The following is a 23,048-nucleotide window of genomic DNA, read 5'->3' as shown; positions in this document are numbered from 1 at the left end:
GCTAGTTCACCAGTCACGAGAAAGGGGCGCGCGTGCGCGACCTCGTTGAAATCGGAATGGGTCGTACGGCCCGTCGTACCTACGAACTGGACGATGTGAACATCGTTCCCTCCCGGCGGACTCGTTCGTCGAAGGAGGTGTCGACGACGTGGCAGATCGACGCGTACAGGTTCGACATTCCCATCCTCGCCCACCCGACCGACGCGTTGGTCTCGCCGACCTTCGCAATCGAATTGGGTAAGCGCGGCGGGCTCGGCGTCATCAACGGCGAGGGCCTGTGGGGCCGTCATGCCGACGTCGAGGCAAAGCTGACTCGTCTTGTCGAAATCGCCGAAACCGACGGTGGCGTCGACGCCGCGATCCGGTACCTGCAGGAACTGCATGCGGCGCCGTTGCAGGCGGAATTGCTGGCAGCAGCAGTCGCGCAGGTTCGTGACGCGGGTGTCACGACGGCCGTTCGCGTCAGCCCGCAGAATGCGCGCGCTCTGACGCCGGCGTTGATCAAGGCGGGAATCGACCTGCTGGTCGTTCACGGCACGATCATCTCCGCCGAGCATGTCGTGCGCACGGAGGAAGAGCCGCTCAACCTCAAGACGTTCATCTCGGAGCTCGACGTTCCGGTTATCGCGGGTGGTGTGAGTGATCACCGCACGGCTCTGCATCTGATGCGGACCGGTGCTGCGGGTGTCATCGTCGGCTACGGCTCTGCCGAGGGTGCAACCACGACGGGTGAGGTTCTCGGTATCGGGGTCCCGATGGCGACCGCTATCGCTGATGCCGCTGCGGCTCGCCGCGACTACCTCGACGAGACGGGCGGACGCTACGTCCACGTCATCGCCGACGGTGACATCGCTACGTCGGGTGAACTGGCAAAGGCGATCGCGTGTGGTGCGGACGCCGCTGTTCTCGGCACTCCGTTGGCTGTGTCGGCTGAAGCTGCAGGCGGCGGCTGGTACTGGCCGTCCGCTGCTGCGCATCCTTCGGTTCCGCGTGGCGCGCTTCTCCCGGTTTCCTACGGTGAGCGGCCGTCGCTGGACAAGGTTCTGGCCGGGCCGTCCGACGATCCGTACGGTTCGCTGAACTTCGTCGGCGGCTTGCGTCGTTCCATGGCTAAGGCCGGCTACTCCACTCTCAAGGAGTTCCAGAAGGTCGGACTGACAGTTCGCGCCTGATTTGTCTGCATCTGTGGCCCTGGCTTCCTAGTGGAACCGGGGCCACAGGTCTGTATTCAGGACTTTCGCGCGTTGGTGATACTTATGGTTACGCTTAGGGCACCCTTGTGGTGGCAGTCACAACATTCGGGTGCATACTGACGGGTAACTACGTTTTCACGGTGGAGGTGTCCTGATGGGCAAGCAACGCGCGACGGATTACGACGTACTGATTGTCGGGTCCGGATTCGGCGGAAGTGTGAGCGCGCTTCGTCTCGTGGAGAAGGGCTACAAGGTAGGTGTCCTCGAAGCGGGCCGACGGTACGCCGATGCAGAGTTCGCGAAGACGAGCTGGGATCTGAAGAAGTTCCTGTGGGCGCCCAAGCTCGGCTGCTTCGGTATTCAGCGGGTTCACCTGCTTCGCGACTGCTTGATTCTGGCCGGCGCGGGTGTCGGTGGTGGTTCTCTGAACTACGCGAACACGCTGTACCAGCCGCCGGAGCCGTTCTTCCAGGACAAGCAGTGGGCGCACATCACCGATTGGCGTAGCGAACTCACGCCGTACTACGAGCAGGCGCAGAAGATGCTCGGAGTCGTCCGGAATCCGCACATGACACCGGCCGACGAGATCATGAAATCCGTTGCGGACGACATGGGCGTCGGCGACACCTTCATCCAGACGCCGGTCGGGGTGTACTTCGGTGAGCCGGGCAAGAAAGCCGCCGACCCGTACTTCGGTGGTGTCGGTCCCGAGCGCACCGGGTGCATCGAGTGCGGCGAGTGCATGACGGGCTGCCGGCACGGCGCCAAGAACACGCTCCTCAAGAACTACCTCGGCCTGGCCGAGAGCGCAGGCGCCGACATCATTCCCATGACCACCGTCTCGGGACTTCGCGAACAACATGACGGCACCTGGGATGTGTTCACCGAGCGCACCGGCGCATACGCGCGCAAGAACCGTCGGACGTACACCGCCGCTCATGTGATTCTCGCGGCCGGAACGTGGGGCACGCAGCACCTGCTGTTCGACATGAAAGACACCGGAGCGCTGCCCAAGCTGTCCGGCACACTCGGCGAGCTCACGCGCACCAACTCCGAATCCATTGTCGGCGCAGGCAAATACAAGGTCGATCCCAACCTCGATCTGACGCACGGAGTTGCGATCACGTCGTCGTTCCATCCGAGCAAGGACACGCATATCGAGCCGGTTCGCTATGGCAAGGGCTCCAATGCGATGGGCTTGCTGCAGACGCTGATGACCGACGGCGGCGGAAACAAGCCGCGGTGGGTCAAGTTCCTCGGAGTGGTCGCGAAGAATCCGTACCAGATGCTGCGCATGCTCACGGTCAAGGACTGGAGTGAGCGCACGATCATCGCCCTGGTCATGCAGAATCTCGACAACTCCATCACCACGTACACGAAGAAGGGCTTGTTCGGCCGCCGCAAGGTCACCAGCAAGCAAGGCCACGGTCAGCCCAACCCGACGTGGATCCCCGAGGGTAACGACGCGACGCGCCGCGTTGCCGAGAAGATCGACGGTGTCGCAGGCGGCACGTGGGGCGAGATCTTCAACGTCCCGCTGACGGCGCACTTCCTCGGCGGTTGCGCTATCGCGGAGGATGCCGACCACGGTGTGATCGATCCGTATCACCGCGTCTTCGGCTATCCGACGCTCAGCGTCGTCGACGGTGCCGCAGTATCCGCGAACCTCGGTGTGAACCCGTCGTTGACTATTGCCGCTCAGGCCGAGCGCGCGGCGTCGCTCTGGCCGAACAAGGGGGAGGCGGACCTGCGTCCGGCTCAGGGCACCGGCTACGAGCGGTTGACTCCGATCGCGCCGAAGTCGCCGGTGGTTCCGGCGTCGGCACCAGCGGCACTGGTTCTGCCGATCGTGAAGATCACCGGCGGCAAGACCGCGCCGGCGGTTCCGGTGGAGCCCGCAGCCGGGTAGGTCGCCGCAAACGAAGAAGAGGCGTGCCGTCGAACATTCGACGGCACGCCTCCTTTCTGTTTCAGGGTGTCAGCCTCCGAGCGACCCGAAGAGGGTGCCGAGGTCGAGGCTTCCGGTTCCGCCACCGGTTCCGCCGTCCGGATCACCGGGGACGGTCAGGGTCTGCGGCGCGGATGCCGAAGATGTGTAGCCTGAAGCGCCCACGAATTCGGCAGTGACACTGTAGGTCCCGGAGTTGTAGAACGTCGCCGGCACCGTTGCGACGCCGTTGACCACGTCGACCGGTCCGCCGATCAGGGTGTCACCGACCTTGAACTGGACCTTGCCGGTGGCGCCGGCCGGATCGATCGTTGCCTTGAGCGTCACGGGGGTGTTTTTCTGGACGGTTCCGACTTCGCCCAGAACCGTGGTCGTCTCGACGTCAGCCGGAGCCGGCGTCGTGACGCTGACCGGGAATGCCGGGGCAGCGGACGGCGCGAACCCGGGTGAGCCGGTGAACTTCGCGACAACCTTGTGCGTTCCGGTGGAGGTGAAGGTGTACGGCGCGATGGCAACTCCGTCGGTTCCGACCGTGGCAGTGAGCGTTTCGGTGCCGTCGACGATGAAGTCGACGGTGCCGCCGGTTCCCTGAGGATCGACCTTGGCGGTGAGGTTCACGTCCTGACCGACCTTCGCGGTCGACGGCGACACCGTTGCGGTAGTGGTCACGGCGTCAGGCGGTGCGTCCGTCGTGACGGTCACGATCTTGGCCGACACGGAGGTCGACGCCAGGAATCCGGTTGTGCCGCTGTAACTCGCGGTGATGGAGTGCGGTCCGTCCTCGGTGAAGGTCGGGGAGATGCTGGCCGATCCGGCCGCTACCGGTACCGCGTCCCCGAGAGGGTTGTCGCCGTCGAAGAACTGGACTGTTCCCCCGTTTGCGCCGCCGCTCACGTTGGCCGACAGCGTGACCGGGGTTCCGTTCTTGGCGTTGGCCGGTCCGACCACCGTTGTGGTGGTTGCTTTGTCCGCCTCGATGATTCGGGTTGTGGCGAGGGGGCCTGCGCCGCTGTTGAGGGGGCCGTTCTCCGCGTCACGCGGGGTGCACCGGGTGGGTGCCCACGCGGTGATCACCAGGGTGGCCTTGGGGAGGAACGTGAGGAAGTTGCGATCGTTGTTCCACGTTCCCGCGCTACCGCCGGTGCGGACCTTCATGGCTACCTCTCCCGAGGCGCCGGCTTTGAGAACGGCCTTGACCTGGGGGAGCTGGAACTGGGTGTAACCGTCGGCGTTGTTGGAGCCGTCGATGTTCTTGCCGGTCGCCTTGACGACGATTCCACCCTCGGAGTTGATGCTCGAGCTCGGGCTGTTTCCGATCACCTGATTGTTTCCCGATAGCCGGAGAATCGTTCCGTTGGAATCGACGTTGCCGTTCTCGTTGACGCGCAGGATATTCGGTGCGACACCGCTGAGTCCCACGGAGGTCCCGGGAACGATGGTGGCTTCCACGAGGGTGGCGTTTGCGGGAACGTCGACGTCGACTTTGATGCGGGAGACGTTCTGGACGGTCGCCCCCGAAGCGGATCCGGGGAATGCGATGGGGCCGGGTTGGATGGTGACTTCGAATGTTTCACCGGCCGCGACGCTGTCCGGTGCGTCGACGATGACCGAGCCGGACTGGGACTCCGTGGTCGGGCCGGCGACAGCGGACGGGGTTGCGAGGCAACTTGTTCCGAAGGTTGATGTCACCGGGGCGGCTGATGCGGGGATTCCCGCGAGGATGACGCCACCGGCGAGTGCCGTGACGGCGATCGGCGCCGCGATGCGGCGTCTGGAATGCACGAACATGGATTCTCCTGAGTCGATTACGGGAGTGGTGTCCAAAGCTGATGTGGGGGACTAGCTTCCGAAGAGCGGGATGAGACCGCTGAGCGATCCGGTATCCACGCTTCCGGTGCCGCCGCCGTCAGTTGGTGCGGTGCCGACCTGCAGGACGGTCGGGCCGGAAACGGAGTTCTTCCAACCGGTGTCGCCGACGAAGCCGGCCGTGATGCCGAACGTTCCCTCGTCGTCGAAGGTGTGTGTGAGCGTCGCGACGCCGTTGACGACGGGAACCGGTGCGCCGATGGGAGTCGTGCCGGACTTGAACTGGATCATGCCGTTTGCCGTTCCGGGTGCAACGGTGGCCTTGAGTTGCACTGCCTGTCCGACCAGGGCAGAGCCACTGACGGTCAGGGTTGTCGTGGTGTCCGCGCGGGCGGGTTCGGGGGCGGTCACGTTCACGGTGAACGAAGTGGACGTGGACTCGATGAATCCGGTTCCGCCGGAGAACTCGGCTGTCACGGCTGCTGCGCCTGCTGATGTGAAGGTGTGCGGGAGGATCGCGACGCCGTCACCGGTGCCGACGGGTGCCGTACCGACATCGATGCCGTCGACCTTGAACGTGACGGTTCCGCTGCTCGGGATGGGGGAGACGGTGGCCGAGAGGTTGGTCGGTTCACCGACAACGGCGGTGAGGGGCTCGACAACTGTTGTCGTGGTGCCCCAGTCGGGGTCACTGACGTCGAGTTGGGTTGCGGTGGAGACGGAATCGCCGTAGCCGGCCTCGCCGGTGAAGACTGCGGTGAAGCTGTGGGTGCCGGAAGCGTCGTAGCTACGGGTGAGTGAGGCTGTTCCGTCGACAACGGCAACCGGTGCGCCGAGGTTGGTGTCGCCGTCCTTGAACTGCACCGTGCCCACGGCGGTAGCCGGGGTGACGACGGCGCTCACGGTGATGCTGTCGCCGACCAGTGCGGCGTTCGGAGCGGAGATCGTGGTGGTGGTGTCTGCGGAGACGTCGACGGTCTGGACTCCGGAGGTCGAACTGTGGAATCCGGGCCCGGCCGTGTAGGCGGCGGTGATGTCATGCGCGCCGACGCTGTTGAAGGTATGCGAGAGGGTGGCGCTGCCGTTCGACACCGTGACCGGCGAGCCGATGTCGTTTCCGCTGTCCTTGAACTGGACGGTCCCCGTCGCGTTGGACGGCGCAACTGTCGCGGTCAGGTCGACCGGTGTGCCGACCTTCGCCGTTGCGGGTGCGACAAGCGTCGTTCCGGTGGCGACGGACGGGTCGACGACCTGGACGTTGACGTTCATAGGGTTCAGTCCCTGAGAGGTGCTGAAGGTGTAGACCTCGAAGATCAGACCGCTGTCGTGGGTGCCGAACGTCGCGTTCGCGGGAACTGTGTACTTGGCTTCCAGAGTCACCGATTGACCGCTCTTGATCACGAAACCGCTCCCGAGGAACGAGCACCCGCTGCTGCACTTGGCGGAGACACCGCCGTCGCTTTCGGGCGTGATGGTGGCTTTGGTGGTGGACCCGGTGTAGGTCACGACGGCGCTGCCGGGAACCAGCGTGAAGCCTGCCGGCGGGTACTCCCTGATCTTCGTGACATATCGCTCGACGCCGCTACGGCGACTGATCTCGGTTCTGTATGTCACGGTGTCGCCGGGATGAACCACGGCGTTTCCGACGACGCTCCTCGTGTAGTCGAGGTTGTCGGCCGTGCCGGTGAAGCTGGTCGGCGGGGCTTCGTCAGCAGCGGCCGGGGTGCCGAGGACTAGAAGTCCGGCGGCAGCCGTCACAGCCGCGACGGGTATGGCGAGTCGTCGTATGAATCGACGCACAGGTCCTCCTCGAGGGTGAGCGCCGTTCGGCGACGCCGGCCGTCAAGTGATCGTGATCTTGATCACTTGACGAGTGAGATTACCTCTACTGGACGTTTGGTTTAGTCGAATCGGTCAAACGTCCAGAAAATTCACCCTTCGTCGATTTAAGGCTCTGGCCTGCGACGACGTCATAGAATTAGTTGTCGAAACTAAGCGGCAAGTGCAGGGGTGGCCACTGACCTGGACAGTCGTCTAGATCGACGGGCGGTCGCCCCGACTTTCTACGGGTCCGGCTGCGCAGTGACGTACGTCGCGTCCATTCGATCGCGGCGCAGGCGGAGTCCGGGCGTGGGCAGAAGCACGGGCTGAGGCGATTAGACTGCACGTGTGGCAGATATCGAGCAACAGAGACCAGTTCTTGTCGTCGACTTCGGTGCGCAGTACGCGCAGCTGATCGCGCGTCGAGTCCGTGAGGCCAAGGTCTACTCGGAGGTGATTCCGCACACCATGACCGTCGAGGAGATTGTGGCCAAGAAGCCCTTGGCTGTTGTGCTCTCCGGCGGGCCGTCCAGCGTGTACGCCGACGGCGCTCCGAAGCTCGATCCGGCCCTGTTCGACCATGACATTCCGGTGTTCGGCATTTGCTACGGATTCCAGGCCATGGCCGGAGCCCTCGGCGGAACCGTTGCCGAGACCGGAACCCGTGAGTACGGGCGCACCGACATCTCGGTGTCCGGTGGTCTGCTCCACGACGGACTTCCCACGACGCAGCCGGTGTGGATGAGCCACGGCGACGCCGTCACCGAAGCGCCTTCGGGCTTCGAGGTCACCGCGACCAGCGATGGCGCTCCCGTCGCGGCGTTCGAGGATCGCGCTCGCAAGCTGGCCGGCGTCCAGTACCACCCTGAGGTTCTGCATTCCCCGCACGGGCAACAGGTCCTGAGCCGCTTCCTGCATGAGATCGCCGGTATCCCGGCGGCGTGGACGGCGTCCAATATCGCCGACGCGCTCATCGAGCAGGTCCGCGAGCAGGTCGGCGACGGCCATGCGATCTGTGGTCTGTCCGGTGGCGTCGACTCCGCTGTTGCCGCTGCGTTGGTTCAGCGCGCTATCGGCGACCGGTTGACCTGTGTGTTCGTCGATCACGGCTTGATGCGTGCCGGTGAGCGTACCCAGGTCGAGAAGGACTTTGTTGCCGCGACGGGCGCTCGCCTGATTACGGTTGATGCCGCCGACACCTTCATCGGTGAACTGGCCGGTGTCACCGACCCCGAAACCAAGCGCAAGATCATCGGCCGCGAATTCATTCGCAGCTTCGAAGGCGCTGTCAGCGATGTCCTGGGCGAGAACGCTTCTCAGGGCGCAACTGTCGACTTCCTCGTTCAGGGCACCCTGTACCCGGATGTCGTGGAGTCCGGTGGTGGCACCGGGACTGCAAACATCAAGAGCCACCACAACGTCGGTGGCCTGCCGGAAGATCTGCAGTTCAAGTTGGTGGAACCGCTGCGCCTGCTGTTCAAGGACGAGGTCCGGGCAGTCGGTCGCGAACTCGGCTTGCCGGAAGAGATCGTCGGACGCCAACCGTTCCCCGGACCGGGTCTGGGTATTCGCATCATCGGTGAGGTCACCCGTGATCGCCTTGAAATCCTCCGCCAGGCGGATTCCATTGCGCGTGAAGAACTTACGTCCGCGGGCCTCGACGGGACGATCTGGCAGTGCCCGGTTGTCCTCCTTGCCGACGTGCGCAGCGTGGGTGTGCAGGGCGACGGCCGTACCTACGGCCATCCGATCGTCTTGCGTCCGGTGTCGAGTGAAGACGCCATGACCGCAGACTGGACGCGTTTGCCGTACGAGACCCTCGAGCGCATCTCCACCCGCATCACCAACGAGGTTCCGGATGTCAATCGCGTTGTTCTCGACGTGACGAGCAAGCCGCCGGGAACGATCGAGTGGGAGTGAGCTGATTGCTGTGCGCCTTTGTCAACCGCGGGCGGTTGACAAAGGCGCACAGTGCTATTTGCGGTTCGGCAGAATTACCAGCAGCAGGCCGGCGATGACTGCTGCTCCCACGAACAGCCACCGGAATTGGATGTCTCCGGCCGGCGCGAGGGAGAAGGGTCCGAGGAGGGCCCATCCGCTGACCAGGAATGCCGCGATTCCCGCTATGAGCAGAAGTGCTGACGGACGCTTGGACTTCGGGGTTTCCTCGTGCTCGTCGGTGCTGTTACCGATGTCGTCGAAATCGCTCATCACTGGTGTACCTCCAAGGCGCCGAATGTGGCTTTGGCATTGATCGTCAGGGTGGGGGCATCGGGTCCGGCCTGGGCGCCCGCGTGGACACCACCGTCGAGGCAACGGGATCCGTCACCCATCACGACTGTGCAGTCGTTCTGTACCTTGACGTTGTCCGGCACGTAGACCTTGAATTCGCCGAATGCTGCTGAGACGTCGATGGTTTTGTCCTCGGTGAACGCGACCTTGCTCAGATCCAGGGTGAAGCTGCCGAAGCCGCCGGAGTACGACGACTCGATCTCGGACACACTTGTCGGTGTCCACTTCTGTTCACCCGACGCGTCGAATTCGAGGGGATACACCAGCGACGCGAGGATCACGAATCCGACGAGTGGTCCGGTGACGATCAGCAGTCCGTATCCCTTGCGGAAGAATGCCCCGAAGATCATCCCGAGGGCGATCACGGCAAGTCCGACTGCGCCGACGCGGCCTGGGGTGAACCAGTCGTTGCCGGTTGCGGCGCCTGCGGCTCCTACTGCGGAGGCGGCGATGATCGCCAGGCCCAGGACGGTCAGGGTCCAGCGGGAGCGTCGGCGCCGAGGTGGAAGCGGGAGCAGGGGCGGGTTTTTGGTGACGGGGTCGGGGAGATCCCAGGCGAAGGGGGCGACGCCCAGCGGATCCCAGGCCGGGGGAGTGATCGTGGGCTCGTTCTTCGAGAGATCAACTGCTGGTGCAGATTCCGATGCCGCAGTTGTCGTGCTCGGTTCGGTGGGAACGTAGCTGTCGGGAAGCTTGGTGTACGGCGTGTACGTCGACGGCTGGTTCGGGGCGAAATTACCAGGGTCGAAATTGCCGGGGGTGAAGTATCCGGGGGTGAATGGTCCGGGGGTGAATCCTGTTCCGGGATAGACCGTTCCGGCGCCGATGTGCTGCGTGAATGACGGTGGCAGCGCCGGTGGGACGGGTTGGCGTTGGTAGAGCAGCCACAGGCCACCGAGCATCAGCATGACGCCGATCAGCCCCGAACCGCCTTGGCCGGCGCCGAGAGGACCGATAGTGGTCGCGGCGATGGCAAGAGCGACCACCAGGACGATGGTTTTTGTGTGCTTGTCCGATCGATGGCGGCGCCCGGGCACTGCTGCGGTGTGGCCGATGTCGGCGCGTGGGAAAGTCAGCCAGGCCAGGACGTACAGCAATATTCCGGAGCCGCCGAAGATGGTCGAGATGACAAAGGCGACGCGCACGAGGATCGGGTCGACACCGTATCGGTATCCGATTCCTGCGCATACGCCGGCAACGTGACCCTGGTCCGGTAGACGCACGGGGCGGGTCCGCCACAGATCGTTGATCTGTTCCTGGAAGGTCGGATTACTCATGGCTCCATCGTGGTGTGTTCGGTGGTGTTGCCGCATCAGGGGTGGACCCTGATCTTTGGCGCGCTGCGAGCCTGACTTCAGGGTTGGACCCTGATGTGTTCGAGCAGGGTTCGTGCCAGTATCGACTATGTGCAATCTGTGTCTGATCCCGCGCTCGTGAGTGCGCCGCTGCCGATACGAAAGTTGGAGCGGCGCGCCGGCGGTCGAATTGTGGGTGGTGTTGCTGGCGGTATCGCGGATCACCTTGGCATCGACGCGCTGAAGGTTCGCGTTGCGTTTGCGATTTTGGCTGCGATGGCCGGTGCGGGCATCGTGGCGTACGGAATTCTCTGGGTTTTCGTTTCGGCGGGTACCGACACCGACAAGCCGAGCGCGGCGGAGCGTCAGCGCGCTTACGGTCTGGCCGCTCTCGGTCTGGGCGGCGCGGCGGCATTGTCGTGGTTGTTCAGTGGCACGGCGGGTTCGGTACTGGCGCCGTTCTTTGTTGTTGCCGTCGGTGCGGCGCTGGTGTGGCGGGAGTTCGATTCCGACGGCCCGCGCACCGTCATCGGGTTGCCGGCGCGGCCGACCGTCCTGACGTGGACGCGTGTGGTCGGCGGCGCCTCGATGATCGTGCTGGGTCTGGCCGTGGTGGTGTTGGCGCAGGTCGACATCGACGCGTTGCGGTCGTCGTTGTTGGCCGTCGTCGTGACGTTGATCGGTGCCGGCTTGCTGACGGTTCCGTTGTGGTTGCGGATGTGGCGGGCGCTCGGTGCCGAGCGAGCCGCTCGAATTCGCAACGACGAGCGTGAAGAGATCGCGTCGCACCTGCATGATTCTGTGTTGCAGACGCTGGCGTTGATCCAGAAGCAGTCCGACAATCCGGCGGAGGTGGCGAGGCTTGCCCGTGGGCAGGAGCGCGAGCTACGGAAGTGGCTGTTCAGTGGCGGCGAGATCGACCACACGAGCTTGACCGAGGGACTCAAGATCATCGCGGGTGAGGTCGAGGATCAGCACGGCGTGACGGTTCGGCCGGTGACGGTGGGCGACGTGCAGCTCGATGGTGAGGACGGTCTGCCGAAGGAAGCGTTCACGGCTCTTCTCGGTGCGACGCGGGAGGCTCTGGTCAACGCCGCGAAGCATTCCGGAGAGAAGGAGATCAACCTGTTTGCCGAGGTGGAGGGTGATCAGGTGAGTATCTTCGTTCGAGATCGCGGCGTGGGATTCGACGTCGACGCGGTGCCAGAGGACCGTCAGGGTCTGGCAAAGTCGATTCGCGGCCGGATCGAGCGTCGTGGTGGCCGCGTCGTGGTTCGCTCCACCATCGGCAAGGGGACGGAGATTCGGGTGCACATGCCGCTCGGGGGTAAGACGAGCACCGACTCTGACTTACAGTGGGACGAGCCTGCAGATCATGTCGACAACCCGGAGGAAGCGCCCCAGTGACAGTTCCGCCCACACCCCCGTATCGCGTTTTTCTGGTCGACGATCACGGGGTGTTCCGCTCCGGGGTTCGGGCCGAATTGTCTCGCGAGGACGACATGGAGATTGTCGGCGAAGCCGGCGGTGTGGCCGAGGCGATCGCCGGGATCAATTCGATGAAACCGCACGTGGTCCTGCTCGACGTACACATGCCGGACGGTGGCGGAGTCGCCGTGCTGCGCGGGATAGATTCCGGTCCGGTGTGCCTGGCGCTCAGCGTCTCCGATGCGGCTGAGGACGTCATCGCGGTGATCCGGGCGGGTGCTCGGGGCTACGTCACCAAAACGATTTCCGGGTCGGAACTGGCAGACGGTGTTCGCCGGGTCGCAGGCGGCGACGCCGTCTTCGGACCCCGGTTGGCGGGGTTTGTGCTCGATTCCTTCACCGGTCGATCTGCCGCACCGGAACCTCAACTCGATCCGGAACTCGATTCACTGACTCCCCGTGAACTCGAGGTCCTGCGGTTGCTCGCGCGGGGGTACACCTATCGCGAGATTGCGGAAGAACTGGTGATCTCCGTGAAGACCGTCGAGACGCATGCGTCCAACGTCCTGCGAAAGACTCAGCAGTCCAATCGCAATGCCCTGACGCGTTGGGCTCATCGCCGCCAGATCGACTGAACTCTTCCGCGAGCGTCCTCGGGCGCGCACCATGGACCACATGACGGAACCATTGGCGCTGGCATCGGCACGGGGGCGCTGGGTTGTTGCCGCGACGGTTCTGGGTTCGAGCATGGCTCTTCTCGACGGCACGGTGGTCAATATCGCGCTACCGCACATCGGCGAGGAGTTGGGGTCCGGGGTGGCGGGCTTGCAGTGGACGCTCAGCGGATACACGTTGGCCTTGGCGTCGTTGATTCTGCTCGGCGGCGCTCTGGGGGATCGGTGGGGCAGGCGCCGGGTGTTCGTGTGGGGCACGGTGTGGTTCGCGGTGGCGTCGCTGCTGTGCGGCATTGCTCCCGACATCACGTTTCTCGTGGTGGCACGAATCTTGCAAGGCGTGGGTGCGGCATTGCTGACACCGGGCAGCCTGGCCATTATCTCGGCGTCGTTACGGGAGGAGGATCGGGGCGCTGCAATCGGTTTGTGGTCTGGGCTCGGGGGTGTTGCGGGAGCGATAGGTCCGCTGTTCGGTGGTTGGCTCGTGGAGGTCGCCGGGTGGCGGTCGGTGTTCTTCCTGAACTTGCCGTTGGCTGCTCTTGTGGTGTGGGCGAGTGTGCGGCACGTTCCCGAGAGCCGTGACCCGCATCCGCCGGAACGTCTGGATGTGCTGGGATCTGCCTGTGCGGTACTCGGTCTCGGCGGATTGACCTACGGGTTGATCGAGATGAATCTGGTCGCGGGAGTGGTGGGCGGGCTCGTGTTGTGCCTGTTCGTCGTTGTGGAGCGGCGGTCGCCGAGTGCGGTGGTGCCACCGTCGTTGTTCCGGTCGAGAATGTTTGTCGCCGCCAATCTGGTGACCCTCGCGGTGTATGCGGCGCTGGGTGGTGTGTTCTTTCTTCTGGTGCTGCAGTTGCAACTGGTCGCGGGCTATTCACCGGTGGCAGCGGGGGTCGCTACGGTGCCGATCACGCTGGCGCTGCTGCTCTTTTCGTCGCGTGCCGGTAGATACGCGCAGGTTCACGGACCGCGGTTGCCGATGACGGCCGGCCCGGCGGTGGCAGCAGTGGGATTGGTGTTGATGACGCGGATCGGGGTCGACGCGTCGTACCTCACCGATGTGCTGCCCGGAGTGCTCGTGTTCGGTCTGGGGTTGTCGGTGATGGTGGCGCCGCTGACCGCGGCCGTGCTGGGTTCGGTTCCGGTGGAACAGTCGGGCATTGCGTCGGGTGTGAACAACGCCGTTGCCCGCACCAGTCAACTCCTGGCGGTTGCGGCGTTGCCGGGAATCGCGGGGATAGGCACCGAGGCTCTGGTGGATCCGGGGTTGTTCTCCGACGGATTCACGATCGCGATGTATATCTGCGTGGGGTTGTTGTTGCTCGGGGCGGCTATTGCGGCGGTACTGATCCGCACTCCGGCGGCGCCGCCGATGCCCGAAACGGATTCGGTTGCCTGCAAACCTCATTGTGATCTGACGGGGCCTGCGGTACAACCGAATCCGGCCGAGAACTAGACGAAACTAGACGCTGATATCTCGATCGTGTGTCGGTATCAACGGGATTGCCGCGGCGGGAAAGGCTGCGACTATCGCAAACGCGATGGGATACCCGACCACGCCGATGAGTGCGCCGACTACCGGCCCCACAGCGGACGCGGCAATGAATTGCCCGGTGTTCTGAGCGCCCAACGCTTTTCCCTGCCACTGCGACCCGGACGCTTCGGCGACGGACGTGAATGCCAAGCCGTTGTCCGCGACACTGACGGTGGTGGCGATCAGCAGTACCAGCGCCGGGATTCCCCAGGGGGCGGCGTCGGCGGCGGCCATGGCCAGCATGACTACGGCAGCCGATATCGACACCAGGCGCAGCGGCCGGACCCGACTGCCGGCACGGTCACTCCACATTCCGACGACGATGCGTCCCAGTGCCCCGACGAACTGCGATGCACCGATGAGCAGACCGGCGGGTGCGGCCTCCCACTGTTGCTCGTTGATCAGCCAGACCAGTCCGAAGGTCGACAGTGTGAACTGCGGAAACACCAGCAGAGCGGACGCCAGGTGGATGCGCCACAAGAACGAGTTCGACCGGTAGGGGTTGACGGCCGCGGTGGGTGCGTGCGCGGTGGCGACGGGCCGAGGGGGATTGACCAGGGCAAGTGCGCAGACAAGTGCAAGTGCCCCGTTCAGAACCACGGACAGAGCAACCGCCGAAGCTATTCCCGAGTGAGCAGCCAGCGTCGGGACGGTGACCGACGCGATGGTGACGCCCAATGGTTGGGACATCTGCCGGATGCCCATTGCCAATCCGCGGCGGTCCTTGGGGAACCACCCGACAACCACGCGCCCGCTGGCGGCGTTGGTGGCGGCGGCCGACATACCGCCGAACAGGAATGCGATACCGAGCAACGCGTAGTTGTCGGTGGTGGTGGCCGCCAGAGCGGCAACTGCCGGCAAGGCAAGTCCGATCGAGATGACCCACTTCTCGCCGAATCTGTCGGCCAGCGCGCCCCATGCGACGAGTGTGAGAACCATGCCGAAAGTGGGTGCTGCAGCGAGTGTTCCGGCCTGCGCGAGGGAGAGTCCGTGCTCGGAATGCAGGAGCGGGATCAGGAAGGCAGGTGTGCTGACGAAGACGGTTCCGGCGGCTTGGGCGGCAACACCGAGGGCAAGCATCGCCCACGCCCGCGGTGTGACTACCGATTTTTCCAGCCGTGACGCCTCCGTCATGGTGAGCCTCCCGTTCTTCTTAGCTGAGGGCTCTGACGGTACTCCGGCTATTTCACATGCTGAAACTTGAATCCCAAAATGTGGTCATGGGTATTGGTTGTCAATGGGGAGGCGAACTGTGAAAACTGTGTGTCCATCCACCTGGTCGACGCCGATGGTGCCGCCGTGCAAGTGGACGTTCTCGACAGCAAGCGAGAGTCCCAACCCGCTGCCCTCGCTCCGTCCGCGCGCGGTGTCCACCTTGTAGAACCGGCGAAATACCGCCTGCCGGTCCTGGGGCGAAATCCCGGGACCGTGGTCGACGACGGCGATGACGGCGTAACCTGATTCGCCGCTCAACTCGACGCGAACCGGGGGTGAACCGTGACGCAGCGCATTGCCGACGAGGTTCGCGACGACTACGTCGATCCGACGCGAATCCACTCTGCCGCTGATGCTTTCGGGCGCGTTCAGTTCGACGGTTTCGGTCCAGCCTCGGCTTGCGAGTGTGCGCTCGGCCAGTTCGACGAGGTCGACGTCGTCGAGGACGAGTTTTGCCTGTTGTGAGTCGTGGCGAGACATTTCGATCAGGTCTTCGACCAGTCGGGCGAGTTTGCCGATTTCACTGCTCACGATGCGCGCGGCGGCGCCGGCGTCCGGCGGAAGGTTAGGGATCTCTTCGCGAAGTATTTCGCTGACCGGCACCAGGGCGGCCAATGGCGTCCGAAGCTCGTGAGAGACGTCGGCGACGAACCGTCTTGCCTGCTCTTCCGATTCTTCGAGCCCGGTGATCACCGCTTCGTTGCGGGCCACCAGGTTGTTGAATGTTGTTGTCACCTGAGCGAGTTCGGCTACTCCGTCTTCGGGGAGCCGGACGCTCAGGTCGCCGTCGGCGGCACGGGCCGCAGCGTCGTCCAGACGCTTCAGCGGACGCACCAGCGTCGACGCGATCCAGAGTCCGAGCAGGCCACTCACCAATACGCCCGCAGCGAGGGTGAGGCCGACAGCCCGAAGCAAGTCGTCGAACTTGTCTTGCACGCCCACCAGTGGCCGGACAGTGACGGCCTTCACGAGTGTCTGGTCGTCGTAACCGTCCGCCGAGGTCGTGTCCGTGACGTAGACCGACATTCCCAGCAGAATGCGCTGGGAGTCGAGCCGTTCGAAGCGAATGAGTTTGGCACTGTCCAAACCGCTGTCGAAGCTCGGTGGGATCGTCGAGGGATCGACGGATCCTTGGCGGATTACCTCACCGCCCGCGATCAGTGTCATGTCGGAGGGGAAGACCTGGGAGAGATTGGCGGGTGTCAATCCGTCCACCGGCATGCCGTTCAGCGACTGTAGTTCGTCGCGAAACTGTGCCGTTGCCACGTCCTGAGCATTGGAATAGATCCATGACCGCGCCATGAGCGAGACGACGCCGGCTGTTCCTCCGGCGATGATCACGACGATCGCGATGAACACGAGCACGAGCCGGGTCCGCAGGCCGTCGACCCGAAACCAGGTCGGTCTCATCGAGCTGAGCCGGTGTTGAAGCGATAGCCGAAGCCGCGCACGGTTTCGATGACTGTCGGTACTGCTGGGTCGTCCTCGATCTTTCCACGCAGTCGCTGCACCGCTGCGTCGACGATTCGGGAATCGCCCAGGTACTCCTGGTCCCAGGCTGCGGACAACAACTGTCGACGGCTGAGAACCTGTCCGGGATTCTCGGTCAGTGCCAGTATCAGTCGGAGTTCGGTGGGGGTGAGCGTCAACAGCGTCCCGGCCTTGCGGACCTGCAATGACGACCGATCCAATTCCAGGTCGCCGAACGTCTCTGCACCCGGCGCCACGTCTGGACGCGTCGTTGCGGGCGCCGAGCGCCGCACGACGGCTTTGATCCGAGCATCGAGGACACGCGGACTGGCCGGTTTGACGACGTAGTCGTCGGCGCCGGCCTCGAGACCGGCAACGGTGTCGATGTCGTCGGATCGAGCGGTCAGGATGATGATCGGGATCGAACTGCGGGTGCGGATTCGTCGACAGATCTCGTAACCGTCAGCCCCTGGGAGCCCGAGGTCGAGCAGGACGAGATCTGTGGCGCCCAGGGCGTCGTCGAAATCGCCGTTACCGTCGGGGCGATGGCTGACGTTGTGCCCGAGTCGGTTCAGCCCCAACGTGATTGCCTCGGCCACCGCTGGATCGTCTTCTATGAACAGGATGCTCACCATGATCTCAGGCCTTCCGTGGTCGGAGGAATCTCGGTCAGCCCACGGTACAGGTGTCACACACTCGAGAGTCGTTCGTTACCGGAGTTTGCCAGTACCGCGTGCCGTGCGGCGGTGGTGTTCAACGGAAATGCCGACACCGCGAGGGTGTAGCAACCGACGAGGAGTAGTGCACCGAGAACGTCACTCGGCCGGTGCCATTGCAACACGACTACGGAGATCGCGGTCCCGATGGTGATGAGCGCGCCGTTGACGGCGACGAGTACCCGCCATCTGGCGGGTGTGGCGAGCACGATCGCGCAGACGAGTGCAGCGATAGCCGTCAGCGTCCCGCTGGGAAAAGAATTGTGCATCACCAGACCATTCAGATTAGGTCGATCCAGCGATTGTTTGAGAACCCACGCCGTGGTGATGGGGCCGAGGGTCACGACGGCGACGCGCAGTGCCAGCGCAATCGGGTTGTTGCGCAACGTGATCATGAGCACCATGAGCACTCCTCCCACTAGCAGAATTGGGGTGACGAGGCCGATGAACTCGGTGGAGAACGCCCTGAGTCCTCCGGACGTGGCCGCGCCCACCATGAGTTGTTGGTCGACGATCTGACCTCCGGTCGTGTTGACCGCCACTTCGAACTCGATGACTCCGAGGATCAAGAGTGCCAGTGCGGCAATCAGTCTCGTTGGTTTGACTCGTGTCACTGTCAGCCTTCCGCTCTCTCGTCCGAAGGGTTGCTCAGCTGGGGCGGGCATTCTCCACCCGGGGTGGTGGCCAATTCGAAATGCCACATCTCGTTGGAATAGGTCTGACAGAGGCCGTAGTCGCTGCCGTGCCTGACGAGCCAGTCGTTAGCGTCTGTCGGACCGATGTCGACGGCCTGTCCGCTGACGTGTTTGGACAGGCTCGGGGTGTGCACCCACTTGGACGCTTCATTCACGCTTCCGTACTTGACAACGGCTTCGTCGAACAGTCTCTGTTGGTAGGCGGCGGACCGCCATCCGGAGGTGACGTGCATGTCCACCCCTGACGCCCGGGCATCGGCTGCCGCCGACTGTAGCGCTGTGAGAAGTGCGGAATCGAGACGGGCCAGTGCGGGCACATGAGTGTCCTCCACGCTGAGACTGTCCTCGATCTCACCACCTGAGGGTCCTGAATCAGGCTGAGTGGCAAGGTAGTTACCGCGCTTGGGTTCAGCCGCTTCGGTGTACGAGCACGCGCTGAGCGTGAGTGCTCCGAATGCGACTGCACCGAGTGCGAGGATGCGGATGATTCCACGGTGGCTGGGCATACAGACGAGGCTGCTCGGTCAGTGTCACCGTCAGGTGGTCACTGTTCGTCGACTGTGTCACGGTGTGCAACAACTCTGTAACGGGATGGAACGGGGCTGGTGGGGTGTGCGCTATACAGGCCGGGGAGTTGCGGCAAAGGTGGAGAGTTCGAACCACGACGGCAGGCTACGGCGCAGGGGTTCCGGCCCGGAGATGGTGACCTCACCGGATCGGATGGCGTCGGACCACGTCAGGTCGCCGCGCCAGATCTCGGTCAGCGGCCTGAGCCCGGCAGATATGGACACAGTGACGTCGAATCCCGGGTCGAGGTCGCAGACCTCGACGTCGTCGGAGTTGATGACCAGCCACCAGTTTCGTGAATGTCGATCGATTTCGGAAAAGATGAAGTGCACCACTGTTTTTCCGTCGGGTACAGCGGAGTGATCCACCCGTCGATGCATGTCCCACAGAAGGAGTTTGGGATCGAGATCCTGATCGCCGAGTTCGCCGATCCAGCGGGTGCCCCAGATTCCCAATGCCTCGACGACGGGGCGGAGCTCGTGCCCGGCGTCGGTGAGGCGGTACGTGACGGCTCCGTCGGTGTTGTCTCGGTAAGTGATTCCGGCAGCAGTGAGTTGGTGCAGACGTTTGGACAGCAATGTCGGCGACATGCGGGGGAGGCCGCGTCGAAGGTCGTTGAAATGGGTACTTCCCATGATGAGTTCACGCAGGACCAGGAGCGTCCAGCGCTCGTCGAGTAGCTCCATCGCCTTGGCGACGGGGCAGAACTGGCGGTACGACGACCCCACTTGTCAATCGTAGGCCGATGGGTGGGGCTGGTACAGATCCAGTACTGGATCAGTGACGCTCGATGGTCGTAACGTCGAGGTCAGAGCGAAAATCGGTACTTCGAAAATTGATGGAGGAGAACGATAATGACTGAGGCAGCGCAATCTGAATCAGTGGAGGCGGATCGGGCCCTCAAGTCCAAGCACAGAGTGATGTGGGGGTTGGGCAATTATCCGGCGGTGGCAATAGAGGTCATCTCGGAACTCGGCCCTGTTGTGGCGGCGGCCGGTGGCGTGCGCGCCGGTGATCAGGTTCTCGACATCGCGGCGGGTTCCGGCAATGTGGCTATTCCCGCGGCGGCGCTCGGAGCGCAGGTGGTGGCAACCGACTTGACTCCCGAATTGTTCGATGTGGGAAGGAAGATGGCGTCCGAGGCGGGTGTCGAACTCGAGTGGCGGGAGGCTGATGCCGAGGATCTGCCTTATGCAGACGGTGAGTTCGACGTGGTGCTCTCGTGCGTCGGGGTCATGTTCGCGCCGCATCACCAGCGAGCAGCAGATGAGCTTGTTCGAGTATGCAAGGAAGGCGGGAGAATTGCTGTACTGAGTTGGACGCCAACAGGTTTCATCGGAGAGATGTTCAAAGTCATGAAACCGTATGCACCTGCCCCGCCTCCTGGTTCGCAGCCGCCACCGTTGTGGGGTGAGGAGGGTCATGTTCGAGAGTTGTTCGGTGATCGGGTTCGCGACCTGACGATGCGCCGAGAAGTGCTGCAGGTGAGCAGGTTCCGTGATCCGGAAGAGTTTCGCGACTTTTTCAAGGAGAATTACGGGCCGACGATCGCCGTCTACCGCAACATTGCCGACGACGTCGCCAAGGCGGAGGCCCTCGACCGGGATCTTGTCGACTTGGCTCGAAGGTACATGGCAGGAGGGGATTCCCCGGGCATGGGCTGGGAGTACCTACTCGTCACAGGTGTCAGGAGTACGTCATGACAATCATTGATATCGAGCCGTTGAGATCGTCTGTCACCGGCCCGGTTTTCGGCCCGGAAGATTCGGGCTACGACGACGCTCGGGCCATCTGGAACGGCTCGATCGATCACCGGCCGGCTGGGATCGCCCGATGTCTTTCGCCGGCGGACGTGGCTGCGGCGCTGGGGTATGCGCGAGAACACGATCTGGAGGTGTCTGTTCGCGGTGGTGGGCATTCGTATCGTGGGGCTTCGGTGTGCGAGGGCGGCCTGATGATCGATCTCAGCGCGCTGAACACCGTGAGTGTGGATCCGTCGGCTCGTACGGCGCGAGCAGGCGGCGGGGCGACCTTGGCAAACCTGGATGCCGCGACGCAGGAACACGGCCTGGCAGTGACCGGTGGGGTGATCAGCGATACCGGAGTGGGCGGTCTGACACTCGGCGGCGGTATGGGGTGGCTGACCCGAACGCTCGGCTTGTCGATCGACAACCTGGCATCGGCGGAGGTGGTACTTGCCGACGGGGAGGTTGTGCGCGCGTCGCAAGACGACCACCCCGATTTGTTCTGGGCGTTGCGGGGCGGGGGAGGCAACTTCGGTGTGGTGACCGAGTTCGAGTATCGGCTGAGCGCGATCGGACCGGAAGTGCATCTCGGGTTCTTCTTCTGGGGGATGGACGACGGGCCGGATGCGCTGCGTTTGTGCCGCGACGTGGTGCCTGCTCTGCCTCGTAACGTCGGTGCGTTGATTGCCTCCACGCTGTCCGCGCCGCCGGCGGCCTTTGTGCCGGAGCAATTCCACTTTCATCCCGGATATGCCTTGCTGGTAGCCGGTTTCGGTTCCGCGCAGGAGCATGCACAGGTGATTGCGCCCATCAGGGAAGCGTTGCCGCCGTTGTTCGAGTTCGTCACACCGCTCCCGTACACGGGGTTGCAGTCGATGCTCGACGACGCCGAACCGTGGGGTGCGTACGCGTACGAGAAGGCTTTGGACCTGGGGGATCTCTCCGATGAGGTGATCGGTGTTCTGACCGAACATGCGGTGAAGAAGTCGTCACCGATGTCTTTCATCCCGATCTTCCCGCTGCAAGGCGCCTTCACCGCGGTCGGCGAGGACGATACCGCGTTCGGTGGTTCCCGCTCCCCGCACTACGTGTGCAACATGACCGCCACGGCAACGGATGCCGGGACTCTGGATCTGGATCGAACGTGGGTGCGGAATCTCTGGGAAGCGTTGCGTCCCTTGTCGACCAATCCTGGTGGCTACGTCAATTTCATGACCGACGCGGACGAAGAGCGGGTTCGCAGCTCGTACGGAACGGGCAAGTACGCGCGTCTGTCCCAGATCAAGGCACGGTACGACCCGGACAACGTGTTTCATCTCAACGCCAATATCCAGCCGGCTGCATCGGCGCTCAAACAGTGAACACCAGGACAAGCACGATGAGTATTGCCGCGATGATGATCGCCACCATCGCGGTCATGGCCAGCGGCGCCCAGGCGACCACTTTGTCGCGGGTGCTCGCGTCGGCGGGTCCGGTGGGTATCCGAGGCGGCCACGAAAACAGGTCAAGCGGGCTGGGGACAGAGCCGAGTGGCGTGTTCTGTTGCACCGCAGGCAGTCCGGTGACCGTGTGGCCGACCAGACGATTGCGTCGGTGCGGGTCGGGGAGTTGGGTGGTGCGGTGTGCCCACGCCGGAACCGCTCCGTCGGATGAGTAGACGGGGATGTCGATCAGCTGATCGACGGAACCGCCCCCGGTTGCCACCGCGGCGAGTGCGTCGCGGGCCTGTGCCATGGTGGGCCGGCGCGTCGGATCCGGTTCGAGAAGCTGGAGCAGTACGTCCGTGAGCGGTCCGGATCTGGTGGGACGGTAGATCTCGGCTTTGGCGACTCGGTGCAGCAATGCAATTGCGTCGGAGTCGATTCCGAAGGGCGGTTGACCTTCGATCACCGTGAAGAGAGTCGAGCCGAGGGAGAAGACGTCGCTGGCTTCGGTGGGGTCGTCGCCGCGGGCGACTTCGGGGGCGAAGTAGGCGGGGGTGCCGGTGATGACTTCGTCTTGGCGGTCCGATCCGTCACTCTTGGCGCGCGCGATTCCGAAGTCGCTGATCTTGACGATGCCCAGGGAGTCGCCGCGATCGGCAATGAGGATGTTGCCCGGTTTGATGTCGCGATGGACGATTCCGGCGGCGTGCGATTCTGCGAGTGCCGCGGCGATCTGAGCGCCGATCTGGGCAACTTCGAGGGGTGGCAGCGTGTCGGCGAGGTTCATGGCCTGTGCGAGGCTGCGAGACGGGAAGTACTCCATGACCAGCCACGGTTCGCCGGCTTCGAGAGCGACGTCGTACATGCCGATGGAGTGGGGGTGCGAGAGTTTGGCGGCGTTGCGGCCTTCACGAAGTGTTCGTGCGCGGATCTCCTCGGCGCTCTCGTTGTCGAGGCCGGCGGTGGTTGTGACCTGTTTCACCGCGACGTCGCGGCTGAGGAGGGTGTCGCGGGCCAGCCAGACGGCGCCCATGCCGCCGCCGCCGATTTTGGATCGGAGTCGGTACCGCCCTGCCAGCAGGTATTCGGGGCCGATGCCCCTCCCTGTCTGCTCTCGAGATGTCACGTATCCAGGTTAGAGGATTGATACGGGTGTGACCCTCGAGGTTTGTGTGAACTGGGACTTTTGTCGCTACTTGACGAGTCCTCAGGGGCAGGCTTTACT

The 23,048-nt window shown here is 63.7% G+C and carries 19 protein-coding genes; 8 read left to right on the top strand and 11 right to left on the bottom strand.

Annotation, left to right across the window (positions count from 1 at the left end):
* The first annotated feature begins 32 nt into the window (after positions 1-32).
* Together FFI94_RS20770 and FFI94_RS20765 are read left to right on the top strand one after the other, a co-directional pair.
* Complete coding sequence (locus tag FFI94_RS20770; RefSeq protein WP_138869492.1) at positions 33-1,172, top strand: GuaB3 family IMP dehydrogenase-related protein; 1,140 nt, start codon at positions 33-35, stop codon at positions 1,170-1,172.
* Positions 1,173-1,347: 175 nt separating this feature from the next.
* Positions 1,348-3,102 carry a GMC oxidoreductase gene (locus FFI94_RS20765; protein WP_138869491.1) on the top strand — a complete coding sequence of 585 codons (1,755 nt, stop codon included), beginning with the start codon at positions 1,348-1,350 and terminating at the stop codon, positions 3,100-3,102.
* A gap of 69 nt (positions 3,103-3,171) precedes the next feature.
* Here the strand turns inward: FFI94_RS20765 and FFI94_RS20760 are convergent, their stop codons facing one another.
* Both FFI94_RS20760 and FFI94_RS20755 read right to left on the bottom strand, forming a co-directional pair.
* Positions 3,172-4,929 carry an Ig-like domain-containing protein gene (locus tag FFI94_RS20760; RefSeq protein ID WP_138869490.1) on the bottom strand — a complete coding sequence of 586 codons (1,758 nt, stop codon included), beginning with the start codon at positions 4,927-4,929 and terminating at the stop codon, positions 3,172-3,174.
* 51 nt (positions 4,930-4,980) lie between these two features.
* On the bottom strand, positions 4,981-6,747 hold the full coding sequence (locus FFI94_RS20755) for an Ig-like domain-containing protein (protein WP_138869489.1): 1,767 nt from the start codon (positions 6,745-6,747) through the stop codon (positions 4,981-4,983).
* A 369-nt stretch (positions 6,748-7,116) separates the two neighbouring features.
* On the opposite strand from FFI94_RS20755, the gene guaA reads away from it, so the two are divergent.
* Positions 7,117-8,688, top strand: a complete 1,572-nt coding sequence (guaA, locus tag FFI94_RS20750; RefSeq protein WP_138869488.1) for a glutamine-hydrolyzing GMP synthase — start codon at positions 7,117-7,119, stop codon at positions 8,686-8,688.
* 54 nt (positions 8,689-8,742) lie between these two features.
* Here guaA and FFI94_RS20745 read toward each other — a convergent pair whose 3' ends face one another.
* Positions 8,743-8,979 carry a hypothetical protein gene (locus FFI94_RS20745; RefSeq protein WP_138869487.1) on the bottom strand — a complete coding sequence of 79 codons (237 nt, stop codon included), beginning with the start codon at positions 8,977-8,979 and terminating at the stop codon, positions 8,743-8,745.
* A complete protein-coding gene (locus FFI94_RS20740) occupies positions 8,979-10,337 on the bottom strand; it encodes a PspC domain-containing protein (protein ID WP_138869486.1) in 1,359 nt (452 codons plus the stop codon). The genes FFI94_RS20745 and FFI94_RS20740 overlap by 1 nt, the downstream gene beginning before the upstream one ends.
* Positions 10,338-10,430: 93 nt before the next feature.
* On the opposite strand from FFI94_RS20740, the gene FFI94_RS20735 reads away from it, so the two are divergent.
* From FFI94_RS20735 to FFI94_RS20725, 3 genes are read left to right on the top strand one after another with little or no spacing between them, the layout of a single operon-like run.
* Entirely contained in the window at positions 10,431-11,762 is a 1,332-nt protein-coding gene (locus FFI94_RS20735) for an ATP-binding protein (RefSeq protein ID WP_138869485.1), read from the top strand.
* Positions 11,759-12,418 (top strand): response regulator transcription factor, encoded by a 660-nt coding sequence (locus tag FFI94_RS20730; protein WP_138869484.1) that lies wholly within the window; start codon positions 11,759-11,761, stop codon positions 12,416-12,418. The genes FFI94_RS20735 and FFI94_RS20730 overlap by 4 nt, the downstream gene beginning before the upstream one ends.
* A 40-nt stretch (positions 12,419-12,458) precedes the next feature.
* Positions 12,459-13,913, top strand: a complete 1,455-nt coding sequence (locus FFI94_RS20725; RefSeq protein WP_138869483.1) for an MFS transporter — start codon at positions 12,459-12,461, stop codon at positions 13,911-13,913.
* A gap of 6 nt (positions 13,914-13,919) precedes the next feature.
* Here FFI94_RS20725 and FFI94_RS20720 read toward each other — a convergent pair whose 3' ends face one another.
* The 6 genes from FFI94_RS20720 to FFI94_RS20695 all read right to left on the bottom strand — a co-directional run bounded on the left by FFI94_RS20720 (position 13,920) and on the right by FFI94_RS20695 (position 19,382).
* Positions 13,920-15,125 carry an MFS transporter gene (locus tag FFI94_RS20720; protein WP_138869482.1) on the bottom strand — a complete coding sequence of 402 codons (1,206 nt, stop codon included), beginning with the start codon at positions 15,123-15,125 and terminating at the stop codon, positions 13,920-13,922.
* Between the two features lie 84 nt (positions 15,126-15,209).
* Positions 15,210-16,616 (bottom strand): cell wall metabolism sensor histidine kinase WalK, encoded by a 1,407-nt coding sequence (locus FFI94_RS20715; RefSeq protein WP_138869481.1) that lies wholly within the window; start codon positions 16,614-16,616, stop codon positions 15,210-15,212.
* On the bottom strand, positions 16,613-17,311 hold the full coding sequence (locus tag FFI94_RS20710) for a response regulator transcription factor (protein WP_138873319.1): 699 nt from the start codon (positions 17,309-17,311) through the stop codon (positions 16,613-16,615). Before FFI94_RS20710 ends, FFI94_RS20715 begins: the two co-directional genes overlap by 4 nt.
* 53 nt (positions 17,312-17,364) lie before the next feature.
* A complete protein-coding gene (locus FFI94_RS20705; protein ID WP_138869480.1) occupies positions 17,365-18,006 on the bottom strand; it encodes a phosphatase PAP2 family protein in 642 nt (213 codons plus the stop codon).
* Between the two features lie 2 nt (positions 18,007-18,008).
* Entirely contained in the window at positions 18,009-18,593 is a 585-nt protein-coding gene (locus FFI94_RS20700) for a M15 family metallopeptidase (protein WP_138869479.1), read from the bottom strand.
* A gap of 111 nt (positions 18,594-18,704) precedes the next feature.
* A complete protein-coding gene (locus FFI94_RS20695) occupies positions 18,705-19,382 on the bottom strand; it encodes a helix-turn-helix domain-containing protein (RefSeq protein WP_138869478.1) in 678 nt (225 codons plus the stop codon).
* 126 nt (positions 19,383-19,508) lie between these two features.
* Between FFI94_RS20695 and FFI94_RS20690 the strand changes: the two genes are divergently transcribed.
* Both FFI94_RS20690 and FFI94_RS20685 read left to right on the top strand, forming a co-directional pair.
* Positions 19,509-20,357, top strand: a complete 849-nt coding sequence (locus FFI94_RS20690) for a class I SAM-dependent methyltransferase (protein WP_138869477.1) — start codon at positions 19,509-19,511, stop codon at positions 20,355-20,357.
* Positions 20,354-21,760 (top strand): FAD-binding oxidoreductase, encoded by a 1,407-nt coding sequence (locus tag FFI94_RS20685; protein ID WP_138869476.1) that lies wholly within the window; start codon positions 20,354-20,356, stop codon positions 21,758-21,760. The genes FFI94_RS20690 and FFI94_RS20685 overlap by 4 nt, the downstream gene beginning before the upstream one ends.
* Here FFI94_RS20685 and FFI94_RS20680 read toward each other — a convergent pair.
* Positions 21,750-22,949 (bottom strand): serine/threonine-protein kinase, encoded by a 1,200-nt coding sequence (locus FFI94_RS20680; protein WP_138869475.1) that lies wholly within the window; start codon positions 22,947-22,949, stop codon positions 21,750-21,752. The two genes, FFI94_RS20685 and FFI94_RS20680, sit on opposite strands and share 11 nt — an antisense overlap.
* Positions 22,950-23,048: the final 99 nt, after the last annotated feature.

It is taken from the genome of Rhodococcus sp. KBS0724, from assembly GCF_005938745.2.
Lineage (GTDB): Bacteria > Actinomycetota > Actinomycetes > Mycobacteriales > Mycobacteriaceae > Rhodococcus_F.
This window is presented reverse-complemented; position numbering and strand designations above follow the sequence as displayed.

Bases quoted from the DNA above. Each gene is read 5' to 3' on its own strand.
- FFI94_RS20765 (WP_138869491.1), top strand. From the start codon at position 1,348: ATGGGCAAGCAACGCGCGACGGATTACGACGTACTGATTGTCGGGTCC.
- FFI94_RS20760 (WP_138869490.1), bottom strand. From the start codon at position 4,929: ATGTTCGTGCATTCCAGACGCCGCATCGCGGCGCCGATCGCCGTCACG.
- FFI94_RS20745 (WP_138869487.1), bottom strand. From the start codon at position 8,979: ATGAGCGATTTCGACGACATCGGTAACAGCACCGACGAGCACGAGGAA.
- FFI94_RS20740 (WP_138869486.1), bottom strand. From the start codon at position 10,337: ATGAGTAATCCGACCTTCCAGGAACAGATCAACGATCTGTGGCGGACC.
- FFI94_RS20735 (WP_138869485.1), top strand. From the start codon at position 10,431: ATGTGTTCGAGCAGGGTTCGTGCCAGTATCGACTATGTGCAATCTGTG.
- FFI94_RS20725 (WP_138869483.1), top strand. From the start codon at position 12,459: ATGACGGAACCATTGGCGCTGGCATCGGCACGGGGGCGCTGGGTTGTT.
- FFI94_RS20720 (WP_138869482.1), bottom strand. From the start codon at position 15,125: ATGACGGAGGCGTCACGGCTGGAAAAATCGGTAGTCACACCGCGGGCG.
- FFI94_RS20715 (WP_138869481.1), bottom strand. From the start codon at position 16,616: ATGAGACCGACCTGGTTTCGGGTCGACGGCCTGCGGACCCGGCTCGTG.
- FFI94_RS20710 (WP_138873319.1), bottom strand. From the start codon at position 17,311: ATGGTGAGCATCCTGTTCATAGAAGACGATCCAGCGGTGGCCGAGGCA.
- FFI94_RS20700 (WP_138869479.1), bottom strand. From the start codon at position 18,593: ATGCCCAGCCACCGTGGAATCATCCGCATCCTCGCACTCGGTGCAGTC.
- FFI94_RS20690 (WP_138869477.1), top strand. From the start codon at position 19,509: ATGACTGAGGCAGCGCAATCTGAATCAGTGGAGGCGGATCGGGCCCTC.
- FFI94_RS20685 (WP_138869476.1), top strand. From the start codon at position 20,354: ATGACAATCATTGATATCGAGCCGTTGAGATCGTCTGTCACCGGCCCG.